The 12875-nt window shown below is 63.8% G+C and carries 13 protein-coding genes; 6 read left to right on the top strand and 7 right to left on the bottom strand.

Annotated features, from left to right (window positions below):
* Positions 1-6: 6 nt before the first annotated feature.
* The 5 genes from G6N83_RS08135 to G6N83_RS08115 form a co-directional block, all read right to left on the bottom strand.
* Entirely contained in the window at positions 7-384 is a 378-nt protein-coding gene (locus G6N83_RS08135) for a TIGR03618 family F420-dependent PPOX class oxidoreductase (RefSeq protein ID WP_165141034.1), read from the bottom strand.
* Positions 385-410: 26 nt separating this feature from the next.
* Positions 411-1343: a J domain-containing protein gene (locus tag G6N83_RS08130; protein WP_165141032.1), complete on the bottom strand. Its 933-nt coding sequence runs from the start codon at positions 1341-1343 to the stop codon at positions 411-413.
* Positions 1344-1414: 71 nt separating this feature from the next.
* A complete protein-coding gene (locus G6N83_RS08125; RefSeq protein WP_165141030.1) occupies positions 1415-1951 on the bottom strand; it encodes a hypothetical protein in 537 nt (178 codons plus the stop codon).
* Positions 1948-2790, bottom strand: a complete 843-nt coding sequence (locus G6N83_RS08120) for an LssY C-terminal domain-containing protein (RefSeq protein ID WP_183408425.1) — start codon at positions 2788-2790, stop codon at positions 1948-1950. The genes G6N83_RS08125 and G6N83_RS08120 overlap by 4 nt, the downstream gene beginning before the upstream one ends.
* 2 nt (positions 2791-2792) lie before the next feature.
* Positions 2793-3866, bottom strand: coding sequence for a 3-hydroxyisobutyryl-CoA hydrolase (locus tag G6N83_RS08115; RefSeq protein WP_241246143.1), 1074 nt, complete (start codon positions 3864-3866; stop codon positions 2793-2795).
* Between the two features lie 102 nt (positions 3867-3968).
* Here G6N83_RS08115 and G6N83_RS08110 point away from each other — a divergent pair, with 102 nt between their 5' ends.
* Together G6N83_RS08110 and G6N83_RS08105 are read left to right on the top strand one after the other, a co-directional pair.
* Complete coding sequence (locus G6N83_RS08110) at positions 3969-4952, top strand: ABC transporter ATP-binding protein (protein WP_165141028.1); 984 nt, start codon at positions 3969-3971, stop codon at positions 4950-4952.
* Positions 4949-5767 carry an ABC transporter permease gene (locus tag G6N83_RS08105; protein ID WP_165141026.1) on the top strand — a complete coding sequence of 273 codons (819 nt, stop codon included), beginning with the start codon at positions 4949-4951 and terminating at the stop codon, positions 5765-5767. The genes G6N83_RS08110 and G6N83_RS08105 overlap by 4 nt, the downstream gene beginning before the upstream one ends.
* 9 nt (positions 5768-5776) lie before the next feature.
* Here G6N83_RS08105 and G6N83_RS08100 read toward each other — a convergent pair whose 3' ends face one another.
* Positions 5777-6193: a hypothetical protein gene (locus tag G6N83_RS08100; RefSeq protein ID WP_165141024.1), complete on the bottom strand. Its 417-nt coding sequence runs from the start codon at positions 6191-6193 to the stop codon at positions 5777-5779.
* A gap of 15 nt (positions 6194-6208) precedes the next feature.
* Entirely contained in the window at positions 6209-6700 is a 492-nt protein-coding gene (locus tag G6N83_RS08095; protein WP_165141022.1) for an Lrp/AsnC family transcriptional regulator, read from the bottom strand.
* A gap of 129 nt (positions 6701-6829) precedes the next feature.
* Here G6N83_RS08095 and ald point away from each other — a divergent pair, with 129 nt between their 5' ends.
* The 4 genes from ald to fgd are packed head-to-tail and all read left to right on the top strand — an operon-like array spanning position 6830 to position 12860.
* Positions 6830-7945 (top strand): alanine dehydrogenase, encoded by a 1116-nt coding sequence (gene ald / locus G6N83_RS08090; protein WP_165141020.1) that lies wholly within the window; start codon positions 6830-6832, stop codon positions 7943-7945.
* Positions 7946-7966: 21 nt separating this feature from the next.
* The gene (gene cofG / locus G6N83_RS08085) at positions 7967-10339 is read left to right on the top strand and encodes a 7,8-didemethyl-8-hydroxy-5-deazariboflavin synthase CofG (protein ID WP_165141018.1); all 2373 of its coding nucleotides are present in this window, start codon (positions 7967-7969) and stop codon (positions 10337-10339) included.
* Positions 10336-11850 (top strand): flavin-containing monooxygenase, encoded by a 1515-nt coding sequence (locus G6N83_RS08080; protein WP_206535798.1) that lies wholly within the window; start codon positions 10336-10338, stop codon positions 11848-11850. The genes cofG and G6N83_RS08080 overlap by 4 nt, the downstream gene beginning before the upstream one ends.
* On the top strand, positions 11847-12860 hold the full coding sequence (fgd, locus tag G6N83_RS08075) for a glucose-6-phosphate dehydrogenase (coenzyme-F420) (RefSeq protein ID WP_165141016.1): 1014 nt from the start codon (positions 11847-11849) through the stop codon (positions 12858-12860). The genes G6N83_RS08080 and fgd overlap by 4 nt, the downstream gene beginning before the upstream one ends.
* Positions 12861-12875: the final 15 nt, after the last annotated feature.

Below are 12875 nucleotides of genomic sequence, written 5' to 3'. Positions count from 1 at the left end.
AGCGCGTCACGCCTTGAACTGCGCAGAGCCCAAAACTCGTTCCACGGTGATCTCCAAAACGACGCGTTCCGGATTCTCTCGCGGTTGCCGATAGCGCTCGGCGTAAAGGGAAACCGCCAACGCGACCTCGTCGCGGTCATCGAGCACTCGAGCGGGACCTTCGAAGCTGATCCATCGCCCACCGTCGACAGTGTTGACGCTCGCACGCCCCGACCGCTCCGCATTCAAGAACTTCTGCGAGCCGCGGGATCCGATAACCCGCACGATGCCATCTCGGTACGTGACTCCTACCGGAACCGAGTGGATTCGGTTACCTCGCCCCAGCGTCGAAAGCGTAGCGAGGTGATATTCGGCGAGAAACTCGCGGGCAGCATCAGTGATCACGAGTCAAGCCTCCCAGGTTCTTCGGCTTAGACGTACGTCACTGTCTGATCGAGCCGGGTCCGCACATCGAACACCTCGTTGCCACCGATGTCGCGAGCACCGCTCACACCACGCCTCAGCACCGTACTGAGGGCGCTTCGAGCGACAACGACAACCGGCATCCCACGGATCTTTCCAAGCTCTGTGATTGCCTGTGCCACATCTTCATCGGGCAACACGACAATCGCGCCGCTGAACCGAACCCGGGCCGCGCGCGCAACGACGCGCATGCGGCCGAGGAGCTCGGTAATTGGAGCACCAGGAATATGGGGCCCCGTGATTTCGCCGCGGCGAAATCCCACCGGGCCGCCGAAGTCTTCAGATAACACTCCGTAGAGTCCGCTCGGCCCGAGTACAACGTGATCGAGCTTGTCGTCGGGGTTTGATCCGCGGCCGGCGGCAGCCACGTCATGCCACACGGTGTAACCCATGCCGAGATCGGCGACGATTCGCGCCGAGGCTTCCTCGGCGAGCGCATCCGCGAGCAAGCGCCGCACGTCGAGCGGCGCCGACCGGACGAGCTGGGGATCGTAGGGATCTTCAAGGTCAACGCCGCGGCCGGCCCATTCCCGCATGAGGGTCAAGTAGCGCTCGCGACGCCACCCACCCGGCTGGCCATGAGAACGTGCGCGTGGGCGGGTGTCGGGTCGCGCTGTGGGTGCTCGCCAGCCGGAGGTAGCAGTGGCATCCGGCGCGGTAGCTGGTGCACCGCGACCCCGATCGTACGCAGCACGCGCTTCGGGGGTACCGATGAGTTCCCACGCTCGCTGCACCTGCACGAAGACGGCCGCGTCGCCGCCCGTGTCGGGGTGGGTTTCGCGCAGCTTGGCGCGATATGCCCGACGAAGCTCATCCTCGGAAATATCGGTCGCGACCCCGAGCACGTCATAGGGCGAAGCCGAGAGTGGACTGTCGAACACACCGTCTCCCCTCGTTCACACAGCGTCATCCAGGCTATCTCGCTCAGGTACGCACCGGCTGCACGCGCAGACTATGTGGTGTCTGGCCGCTTCTCGTTGCGCCTGGCGAACGCTGCGGAGCTTCTACTCGACAGTGCAAGCAGAATCAGGATGTCGAGAGCCACCGACGGAAGGGTTCCGGTGACGGCTATCTCTTGTCCGTTGAACCACCAGCCTGCGAACGAGGTAGAAATCGACGCGACCGAGAACACAAGCACGATGACGCGTGGCCCGTTCCACCCCCGCAAGATCATGAAGCCGAGCATTGCTTCGGCGACGAAGATGAGACCGCCGCCGAAGAGCACGACACCCACCGCGAACGAGAGCTCAGCTCCCGTCAACGAAACGCCCTCGAACGTGACGTCTGAGCCATCGATGATTTCGGGCCAGTCGAACGCAAGAACGGCGAGGATCAATATGCCGGTTGCGGCGCGCAGCAGCACCAGCACCGAGCCCGCGACGGTGCTGATGGGGCGACGCATCTCGGGGTCACGCGCGAGCGGACGCGCGAGGTCGGCGGGAGACTCGAACGCAGCGCGCTTTCGGGGAAGTTCTTCGGGCGTGCTCACGTTGCCACCCTGCTCGCGTTGAGAATGAGAAGGTTTCCGTCGGTACGAATCGAATCTCCCCCGCCGTTTCGCGCGTGGTATCCCGTGGAGAAGTCCTGGATGACGTCGACGGTCACCGCTGGTTCAGCCTCGGTAAGCGTCTGCACGATGTGGTCGCGCTCTATGTCAGTATTCGCATCGATCCGATGCGTCACCTGCAGGGTGAAAAGCGAAAGACCGACAGCGGTGTCGAATGTGCCGGCCGCCAGCCAGTCGACGCGGCGACCACCGGGCAGCAACCACCCTTCCGGGCAGCGCCAAAATCTCACGTGGTGGCGCTGCGCAGGGTTACCCGCAACCTCCTGCTGATAGGCGAAGTCCTGCTGCCGACCGAACAGGAAAAGCGGGCTGACGGGCGCTTCGTTATAACTGCGGCGCCGAAGCGTCGAGGTGATGATGCGCCATGACGAAGACAGGGTCACAGGGTCGGCTTTAGTCCAACCGGCCGCATGGAGGGCGTGCTCGATCTGCGCGCTATCACCCATGAGCGCGAGATTCACGGGATCGCCCAGCAACCCATCAGACGTGCGTGTGCGCCCGATGAAGTAGTCGGGAACATAAATAGTCGTCAGGATGCGATGCAGGCGAGGCAGCACGAGGTACGCAAGGAGCACCCAGAAGACGATGCCTACGAGGATCCCCCACCAGCCGAATTCAAAGGTCTGAGTGAAACTCAGGTAGGCCAACCACACTGCCGCGAGTCCAGCGAAAACGAAGAAAAACCAGTCGAGTGCGATACCGATCGAATAGCGACGTTGAGTGCGTCGCGCGCGGCGCTGCATCGTCCGGGGCGTGGGCATTTTTACGACCAGAGGGGAACGTCGGGGACGAACGCGAACGCCGAAGCGACGGCATCCGTCGGCACATCGGCGAGCGTCGGCGGATTCCACCGAGGCGCACGATCTTTGTCGACAAGCTGCGCGCGTATCCCCTCTGCCAGGTCGGGTTGAGTTGCGACGAACCACGAGACCAGTGCGTACTCCTGCTCGAGCGCGGAGCGCAGAGTGGGCAATTCGCGAGCGCGCCGCACCGCTTCGAGCGTGACAGTAAGCGCCATCGGCGAGAGCGTAGTCAACAGCGCCGCGGTTTCGGATGCCTCGGGCTCGCTGCGTTCCAGCAACCGTTCGATGATGTCGGGCACTGTCTCGGCCGCGAACGCATCATCGATCCACGTTCGACGCGCAACCAGCGCTGATGGTCCCGGAGTGTCGTCGAATAAAAGCGTGAGCTCGGTCGGGTTCGCCGGGTCGGCACGGGTTCGCAGAGCCTCGTGGAGCGCCGACAGATTCGACACCGGAAGAAGATGGTCCGCGAAGCCTGCGGCAATCGCGTCAGCAGCATCCATCGTTGCCCCGGTGAGGGCGAGATACTCTCCCAGCCTGCCGGGAGCCCGCGCCAACAACCAGGACCCCCCGACATCGGGGGTGAGTCCGATGCGTGTCTCTGGCATCGCGAGCTGCGAACGCGGCGTCACAATACGTACCGAGGCGTGCCCCGCGATGCCGATCCCGCCTCCCATAGTGATGCCGTCGGCGAAGACGACGACAGGCTTCGGGTAGCGCGAAATCAGAGAATTCAGCGCGTATTCGGCGCGAAAGAAGAGGCCAGCATTCTCGGGAAAACCCGCCATGATCTGCTCGCGGAGTCCACGCACATCACCACCGGCACAGAGGCCGCGATCGCTGGTGCTGTCAATCAGAACGATGTCGACGTCATGGGCGTGCTCCCAGGTGCGGAGCGCGCGATCCAGAGTTCGCACCATATCGAGATCGAGAGCATTGAGTGCACGCGGACGGTCGAGAGTGAGCCGCCCGAGACCATCTTCCACGTGCACTCGCACATGGTCACTAGACAATTCCGAAACTGCTGTGCTCACGTGCGCAAGGCTACCGCGTCGGCCTTGTTCGTCATCAAGTCGCTCTGGCGCGGGTTTTCCGCGAAGATAGGGAGGATTGCCCGCGTCGACGAGAGGTTCCGGATGACTGACGGACAGCTGCTGGAATTTTCCGGCGTCACCAAACGATTTGGCGGCATCACTGCCGTAGACAATTTTCAGGCGCGTATCGAGCCCGGAGTCGTCACAGGTTTTCTGGGGCCGAACGGCGCCGGCAAGACGACAACCCTTCGAGTGCTCCTCGGACTTGTGGCTGCAACGTCAGGCAGCGCACGCATTGGTGGGCAGGACTATAAAGACATAAAGAACCCGTTGCAGACGGTCGGCGCGGTTCTTGAGGCATCGAGCTTCCACCCCGGTCGGTCCGCGGCCAACCATCTGAAGGTCTACGCGCGAGCCGCGGGAATTCCACTCACGCGCGTTGATGAGACGTTGGCTCTCGTGGGTCTCACGGAAGCTGCTGGGCGTCGCGTCGGCGGCTTCTCGCTCGGCATGCGCCAGCGGCTCGGCCTCGCCGTTGCGCTACTTGGCGACCCGGGAGTCCTGATCCTCGACGAACCTTCCAACGGGCTCGACCCGGAAGGCATCAAGTGGATGCGCGGATTTTTGCGTCAACTCGCACGCGAAGGACGCACGGTGCTGATGTCGTCGCACCTGCTCGCCGAAATTCAGCAGACAGCGGATGCCCTTCTCGTGATTTCGCGCGGAAAGCTCGTTTACCAGGGCACCCTCGACGACCTGGTTGATCCTTCCGAATACGCGACAATCGTAGATTCGCCGGATCGCGCCGGGCTTGCCGATGCTCTCGCACGCGAAAACATGCCAACCGAGGTGCTTCGCACCGGATTTATCGTGCACGACTCAGACGCAGCTTCGGTCGGCGCTGTCGCCGCGCGCGCGGGAATTGCGCTCTCGTCGCTACAACGCCGCGGTCCCGCTCTCGAAGAAGTATTCCTTGATCTCGTCAGCGGCGTGCGTGTGCACCCTTCCGGGCAGGATGCTCTCAGCCCAGAGGTGGCACTTGCGCCCGACGAAGCCCCCGACACCGAGGAAGGTGAAAAGCGATGAGCTTCGCACGCGCTACCCGCTCAGAGCTTACGAAGCAGTTCACGACCTCAGGTTGGTGGATTCTCGCAATCGTCCTCGTCGCATATGTAGGTTTCACCTCGGCTGGCCTCGCGTTCGCTCTTGCATTCTCGGCGAGCGGATCTGCTGGGAACACCACCGGACTCGCGGCATCCACGGAGGACCTCGCCCCGCTGCTCTACAGCCTGGCGACCTCGGTGGGGTATGTGTTCCCGCTCCTCATCGGAACGCTTATCGTGACGGTCGAGTTCCGCCATAAGACGCTGACGCCTACTTTCCTCGCCACCCCGGCACGCGGCACGGTACTTCTGGCAAAACTTGCCAGTGGGGTCATCGTCGGCGCGCTCTTCGGGATCATTGCGCTCGTCGCAACTGTGGGTCCCGCCGCCGGCGTGCTCGGCGGATTTGGTCTCGCCACCGAACTCGGCTCACTCGACACCTGGGCGCTGTTCGCCCGCACCGTTGCAGCGTTCGTGCTCTGGGTCCTCATCGGAATCGGCATCGGAGCGCTTGTTCGCAACCAGGTCGCAGCGATTGTGATCGTGCTCGCCTTCACTCAACTCGTCGAGCCGATCGCGCGCGTCGCGGCCGGGTTCGTCGACGGCCTCGACAGCGTGACGCGGTTCTTGCCGGGTGCCGCAAGCGACAGTCTCGTGGGAGCAAGCGTGTTCTCGTTCACGACGACCGGAAGCGCCGATGCGCTGTCCTGGTGGCAGGGTGGCGTCGCGCTGCTCGTCTACGCCGCCGTCTTCGTTCTGGCGGGCCATATCTTCAGCTGGCGTCGCGACGTCGACTGAGACCCGCGATTACGAGGAGCGTTTGCGCTTCTTGTCTTCAGTGGCGAGATCAACGACATCGATCGGCTCTGAGCCGGTTTCCAATCGCAGCGCCTGAACGAGAGCTACGCCGTGACTCGTCGTCAGGATGAGCCGCTGAAAATCATCGGAACCCTCGAGGTCAATCACGACACTCGGCTTCCGGCGGCGGATGCTGACGAAATCTCGCCCACCCGCCGACTTCCATGAGCCAGCCGCAATTGCCACCGGCAGATAAGTGCCAGGGTCGGGGACGCCCCGCAACCACGTCCACGCGTCATCCGTCAGTTGCACACGCACGATCTGGGAGCGATCGATCATCACATTCCGCTTTCGGAATGCAAGACCCTTTTCAGTGATCGACAGCACGACTTCGAGGTGTGCGGAGTCGAGCATGAGAGTGACCATGTCTCTATCCTGCCGTCAATGGAACGACGCCGCGACCTGATTGCGGGTGTATTCAAAGATCACGCTTGTGCGAGTTGACGCAACACTGTCATGTCCAGAGAGGTGCTCCACGACAAATCTGCGGAGCGCAGATGAGTCTTCGACCGCGACATGCACGATGAAATCATCGACGCCGCCGACGAAGAACATTTGTGTGACTTCGGGGAGCCTCCCGGTGTCTTCTGAGAACCGCGCGATATTCGCTTGGCGCGCTCCTGGCCGAAGCGTCACGCCCACGAGCGCCTGAAGCGTCTGCCCGAGTTCGTGTTGCGAGATCACAGCTTCGTAGCCCGCGACGACGCCGCGACGCTCGAGGCCGCGAAGTCGAACATGCGCGGTTGATTCAGCAACGCCGGCACGCGCCGCGATTTCACGGTTCGTCGACCGCGCAGATGACTGCACCGCGGCGAGCACGGCACGGTCGGTCTCATCGAGCGCAGCTTCACTGCGAGGTTCTTTCGTCGCCATGTCGCATCCCCCTGTTGTTCTCGAATGAACTCTACGATAATGGCCACAACGTCGAAACATCTTCGGGCGAAACATGCGCGACACGTGTTTCGAGGCAATATCGCGGTAACAGAGCGAGAAAGGTTCGACATGAAAATCGGCATCCCGACAGAACTTAAGAACAGTGAGCGACGTGTCGCGATCACCCCCGAAGGTGTCGACACTCTCGTTCGACGCGGGCACGACGTTCTCATAGAGAAGGGCGCGGGCGCCGGCGCCCGCTTGTCCGATGAGGCCTATCTTGCCGCCGGGGCGCAGGTCACCGCATCGGCCGACGAAGTATGGGCACACGGCGACCTGCTTCTGAAGGTAAAAGAGCCCATCGCGCCGGAATTTGCCCGCATGCGCGCGGACCAGGTGCTGTTCACGTATCTGCACCTCGCGGCATCCGTTGAGTGCGCGAACGCGCTGCTGCAGGCCGGCACGACAGCGATCGCATACGAAACGGTGCAAACCGCCGACCGCAAGCTCCCTCTCTTGGCGCCCATGAGCGAGATAGCTGGACGCCTTGCTGTTCTCGCCGGCGCCCACCACTTGATGAGCCCCATGGGTGGGCGCGGCACGCTCCTCGGCGGTATTGCGGGCGCACGCGCCGCGAAAGTGGTTGTCCTCGGCGGTGGTGTCGCGGGGGAACACGCGATCCGGAATGCTGTGGGCATGGGTGCCGACGTCACCGTGCTCGACCTTTCGTTGCCGCGTTTGCGCGAGCTGCAGGCAGAGTTTGGTCCGGCCCTTCGCACTCGGGTGTCGTCTCCGTTGGAGATTGCCGCTCAGGTCAGTGACGCGGATCTCGTCATCGGCGCCGTGCTCGTGCCGGGCGCGACCGCTCCGAGGCTCGTCACAACCGACATGGTGGCGACGATGCCCGAAGGATCGGTACTCGTCGATATCGCGATCGACCAGGGCGGATGCTTCGAAGGCTCCGCACCGACGACCTACTCCGATCCGACCTTTGCCGTGCACGGCTCGCAGTATTACTGCGTCGCGAATATGCCGGGCGCGGTTCCAGAAACCGCCACCCGCGCTCTGACCAACGCCACGCTCCCCTACGTGATTGCCCTCGCCGATAAGGGATGGCGTGACGCCACCCACACTGATCCGGCACTTGCCGCGGGACTCAACACGCACGCCGGTTTTGTGACGAATGCACCCGTCGCGGCGGCTCTCGGCACGCAGTTTGTGGCGCTGACCGAGCTCCCGGTGTGACCTCGGTGCAAGACTAGAGGGATGACACTGCTCGAACCCGCACACGCCCCCACGGGTGAGCCGGGCGCCGCGCGAGCAGTGCTGGCGGCAGCGTCGGCCGGTCGACAGTTGAACGCTGACGAAACTGAAGCTCTCCTCGGCGCCACGGGCGCTGAGTTTGACGAGCTGTTGGCGCTCGCGGGCGCGCTACGTGACACGGGACTGCGAAACGTCGGACGCCCCGGCATCATCACCTACTCACGCAAAGTGTTTGTGCCACTCACGACGCTCTGCCGCGATCGCTGCCACTACTGCGTGTTTGTTGATACGCCCGGCCAGCTGCTGAAGAAGAACAAGCCGGTCTTCATGTCACCCGAACAGGTACTCGCCGTCGTGCGTCAGGGGCACGCGCTCGGCTGCAAAGAAGTGCTGTTGACCCTCGGGGATCGACCGGAAGAGCGCTGGCCAGAAGCTCGAGCATGGCTGGATGAGCACGGCTATGGCTCGACGCTCGACTATGTCGGCGACATCGCCCGCCGCATTACAGCCGAGACCGGCCTTTTGGCACACCTCAATCCCGGAGTCATGACGCACGAGGAGCTTGTTGCCCTGCGTCCGACGGCACCGTCGATGGGCATGATGCTCGAGACAACGTCACGGCGTTTGTTCGAAGAGCCGGGCCAAGTGCACTACGGCTCCCCCGACAAAGACCCAGACGTGCGACTCAAGGTCATTGACGACGCGGGGCGCGCCAGCATCCCGTTCACGACCGGAATTCTCGTCGGCATCGGCGAGACGCTGCGGGATCGTGCCGAGTCGCTCGTCGCACTTCGCGACGCTCACGCGCGCGGGGGGCACGTGCAAGAAGTGATCGTGCAGAACTTCCGGGCAAAACCTCGGACCGCCATGGCCGGGGCACCCGATGCCGAGCTCCGCGAGTACCTTGCCGCCGTCGCAACCGCGCGAGTTGTGATGGGTGCCGACATGCGCATCCAGGTGCCGCCGAACCTCTCCGACGTCGCAGAGTTCGAGATGCTCGTTCGCGCCGGCATCGACGACTGGGGCGGTGTCTCACCGCTCACCGCCGACCACGTCAATCCGGAACGCCCCTGGCCGCACATTGATGAGCTCGCCGAGCGCACCCGCGCCCTCGGGTTCGAGCTGAAAGAGCGGTTGACGGCGCACCCCGAGTACATCCACGACGCCGACCGCTGGATAGATCCACAGCTCGCGCCGGCGGTGCACGCTCTCGCTGATCCCACATCGGGGCTCGCCGGAGCATCCGTGAGGGTCGATGACGACGCGAGGGTTGCCGTACCCGCACGTTCCGGTGCGACCCGTCTCCCATCGACGGCCCGCCAACTCGCGGAACGCGCGGCAGCCGACCCGCTTTCTCTCGACGACAACGAATGGGTGAGCCTGCTGCACTCATCCGGCGGTGATCTCGATGCCCTCGCTCAGACGGCGAACGATGTCCGTCGCTACACGGTGGGCGAAGCCGTGAGCCTCGTGGTCAATCGCAACCTGACCTCCTCGGGGCTCAAGGCTCGCGCATCCGAAGACGAATCAACCTTCACCCTCGACGATGTCGCGGCGATCGCGAGCGACGCATGGGAGCTCGGCGCCACCGAAATCTGCGTGCAGGGCTTGATTCCAGACGACGTCGACGCGAGCGCATATCTTGCGATTGCGCGCGCCATCAAAGCCGCAACGCCTCATATGCACCTGCACGCATATCGCCCGCAGGATGTCGCAGACTTCGCCACGCGCAGTGGCCTCGAACTCGTCGACGCCCTCGCCGCACTCCGAGAAGCGGGCGTCGACACAATGCCCGGTACCGGCGTCAAAGTCCTGAACGAACGGGTACGCGAACAAATTGCGCCGAGCGATCTCAGCATTGACCGTTGGGTCGAGACGATCACGACAGCTCACCGTGCCGGGTTCCGCTCCACTTCGGTGCTGTTCTACGGCCACGTCGAAACCGCCGCGGAGCGCATTTCGCACCTGCGGATGCTGCGCGAGATCCAGAACTCGACCGGTGGATTCACCGAGTTCGTCCCTATCCCCCTTCCGGGCGGAGACGTGCACCTCGTACCGAGCCGAGAGCCCCTCGACGAGCACAGGGCCATGGTCGCCGTCTCGCGGTTGCTGCTTTCCGGCTCAATTAGCCACATCCAGGTTCCGTGGACGCGGCACGGGCGAGACACCTCCGCTGCCCTTCTCGGCGCTGGCGGCGATGACCTCGGCGGCAGTCTGCTCGATGGCCGCGTGCGTCCGGGCGCCGGCATCGAACACGGCCAGGAACTCCCCGTTGCGGACGCCGCACGAATTGCGCAGCATCTCTTTCGCCCGTTCCGCCAACGAACGACCGACTACCGGGAACCCGCGGCGGGCAGAAAGATCATGCTGCAATGAGCGCTCCCCACGCGGCAATGACCGTAGACGAACTCATCGTCGGTGCGGGGTTCGCCGGTATCGGCATGGCACTGCAGTTGCGGCGCGCGGGCCGCAACAACTTCGCAATCATCGAGCGCGGGGCATCCGTCGGTGGCACCTGGCGCGACAACACTTATCCGGGTGTGGCGTGCGACGTACCGAGCCATCTCTACGGCTTCGCGTCTCACCCCAATCCAGAATGGTCGGCCCTCTTCGCAACCGGTGATGAGATCCACGGCTACCTGCAGAAGGTCGTGCGCGATGAGCGCCTTGACGAGCAGCTTCTCCTCAACACCACGCTCACAAGTGCTCGGTGGGATGCCGCCCGCTCGCTGTGGGTTGTGTCGACCTCGGGTGACGCGCCCGGTGTGATCGAAGCGCACGCGCTCGTGCTGGCGTGCGGTCGACTGACAGAGCCGGTGATTCCGGATATTCCGGGCCTTGAAACCTTCACGGGTCCGCTTTTCCACTCGGCCCGCTGGGACCACAGCGCAGAACTCGCGGGAAAGCGCGTTGCCGTCGTTGGCACCGGAGCCTCGGCCGTGCAGCTTGTTCCAGAGCTCGCAGGCACTGCGGCACACGTCACGGTTTTTCAGCGCACAGCGCCGTGGATTGTGCCGCGCGATGCTCGCCGCTATTCCGCCGAGGAACTTGCCACCTTTCGCGACGATCCCAAAGCTCTCGCGCGACTTCGCGAAGAGCTCTATTCCGAAGGTGAAGCGCGCTACGCGGCGCGTTCAGGCGACGCTGCTGCCGCCGCCGACGCGACAGCTCTTGCCGACGCTCACAGAGAAAAGCACGTCGCTGATCCCGCGCTTCGAGCGGCGCTCCGGCCGTCGTACGCCTTCGGTTGCAAGCGCGTGTTGCTCTCAGACGACTACTACCCCGCGGTGGCATCCGACGCGGTGACCGTAGAGGCATCCGCTCTCGAGAGTGTTTCGGGCAGAACGTTGGTTGCCGCAAGCGGCGAACGATATGACGCCGACATCGTCGTGTTGGCAACCGGTTTTGCGGCAGCGCAGCAGCCATATGCTCACCTGATCACGGGAGAAACCGGCCAGACCCTTGCTGAGCACTGGTCGTCGGGGATGACGTCCTTCGCCTCAACCGTCGTTTCCGGATTCCCCCAGCTGTTCGTGCTCAACGGACCCAACGCCTCACTCGGCCACAACTCTTCGGTGCTGATGGCCGAAGCACAGGCCGAGTACGTCACACAGTGTCTTGACCGAGCACCAGCGCTTGGCGGCATCGTGCGGGTACGACCCGAGGCTGAGACCACTTACAGCGCCGAGATCGATGCCGCCGCCGCGCCCACGCCGTGGCTGGGGGGCGGATGCCACAACTGGTACGTCGACGACCGCTCTGGCCGCCTCACCCTTCTGTGGCCGGGCACTGTTCAGGCCTTCCGTGACATGCTCGCCGCCACCACCGGTAGCGAGTTTTTTTCCACCGATGTTTATTCACCGCCCGCTTCGATTGGAGCATCATGACCGTTCCCCTGCGCTTTGGCTACAAGGCATCCGCTGAGCAGTTCAACCCCGCCGAGCTCGCTGACTTTGCTGTGCTCGCCGAGGACTCTGGCTTCGATTCGGTGTTCATCTCCGATCACTTTCAGCCCTGGATGCACGAAGGCGGGCACGCGCCCGCCGCGCTCCCCTGGCTCGGGGCCGTCGGTGCTCGCACGTCCCGCGTGCTGCTCGGCACCTCGGTACTGACCCCCACCTTTCGCTACCACCCCGCCGTAGTCGCTCAGGCATTCGCGACGCTGGGCGTGATGTTTCCGGGCCGCATCATCCTCGGCGTCGGCACCGGCGAAGCACTCAACGAAGTGACCCTTGGCCTTGACTGGCCCGAAGCGCCCGAGCGATTCCAGCGCCTCAAAGAGTCGATCATCCTCATGGAAAAGCTGTGGGCGGGCGAGCGCGTCACCTACGAAGGCAACTTCTGGAACGTGAAAGATGCCACGATCTATGACCGCCCCGAGAAGCCGGTACCGATCTATATCGGTGCCGCCGGCCCCGCCGCGACTCGTCTCGCCGGGCGCATGGCCAACGGGTTCATCACGACGAGCGGCAAGGATCGCGCGCTCTACACAGACACTCTGCTCCCCGCACTCGCTGAGGGCATCGAGAAGGCTGGGCGGAGTTCCGACGACGTCGACACCCTCATGGAGGTCAAGGTGTCGCTCGCCGACACCCGCGAACAGGCGCTCGAAAAGACGCGCTTCTGGGCACCCCTTGCGCTCTCACCCGAAGAGAAGATGGGCGTCCACGACCCCATCGAGATGCAACGGCGTGCCGATGAACTGCCGATCGAGCGCGCGGCATCCCGCTTCATCGTCTCGACCGATCCCGAAGAGCACGTTGAACGCATCGCCGAGTACGTCGACATGGGCTTCCGGCACCTCGTCTTCCACGACCCGGGCTTCGACCAGGCCGGGTTCTTGCGGATGTACGGCGAAGAGGTACTGCCGCGCCTGCGCGCCCGATTCGGTGCCTAAACGCGTGCCCAGCAC

The sequence above is a fragment of the Microbacterium endophyticum genome, from assembly GCF_011047135.1.
Classification (GTDB): Bacteria; Actinomycetota; Actinomycetes; order Actinomycetales; family Microbacteriaceae; genus Microbacterium; species Microbacterium endophyticum.
This window is presented reverse-complemented; position numbering and strand designations above follow the sequence as displayed.

Coding starts and splice junctions, on each gene's coding strand:
- G6N83_RS08095 (WP_165141022.1), bottom strand. CDS start 6,700: ATGGCGACGAAAGAACCTCGCAGTGAAGCTGCGCTCGATGAGACCGAC.
- G6N83_RS08120 (WP_183408425.1), bottom strand. CDS start 2,790: ATGCCCACGCCCCGGACGATGCAGCGCCGCGCGCGACGCACTCAACGT.
- G6N83_RS08105 (WP_165141026.1), top strand. CDS start 4,949: ATGAGCTTCGCACGCGCTACCCGCTCAGAGCTTACGAAGCAGTTCACG.
- G6N83_RS08110 (WP_165141028.1), top strand. CDS start 3,969: ATGACTGACGGACAGCTGCTGGAATTTTCCGGCGTCACCAAACGATTT.
- ald (WP_165141020.1), top strand. CDS start 6,830: ATGAAAATCGGCATCCCGACAGAACTTAAGAACAGTGAGCGACGTGTC.
- G6N83_RS08080 (WP_206535798.1), top strand. CDS start 10,336: ATGAGCGCTCCCCACGCGGCAATGACCGTAGACGAACTCATCGTCGGT.
- cofG (WP_165141018.1), top strand. CDS start 7,967: ATGACACTGCTCGAACCCGCACACGCCCCCACGGGTGAGCCGGGCGCC.
- fgd (WP_165141016.1), top strand. CDS start 11,847: ATGACCGTTCCCCTGCGCTTTGGCTACAAGGCATCCGCTGAGCAGTTC.
- G6N83_RS08100 (WP_165141024.1), bottom strand. CDS start 6,193: ATGGTCACTCTCATGCTCGACTCCGCACACCTCGAAGTCGTGCTGTCG.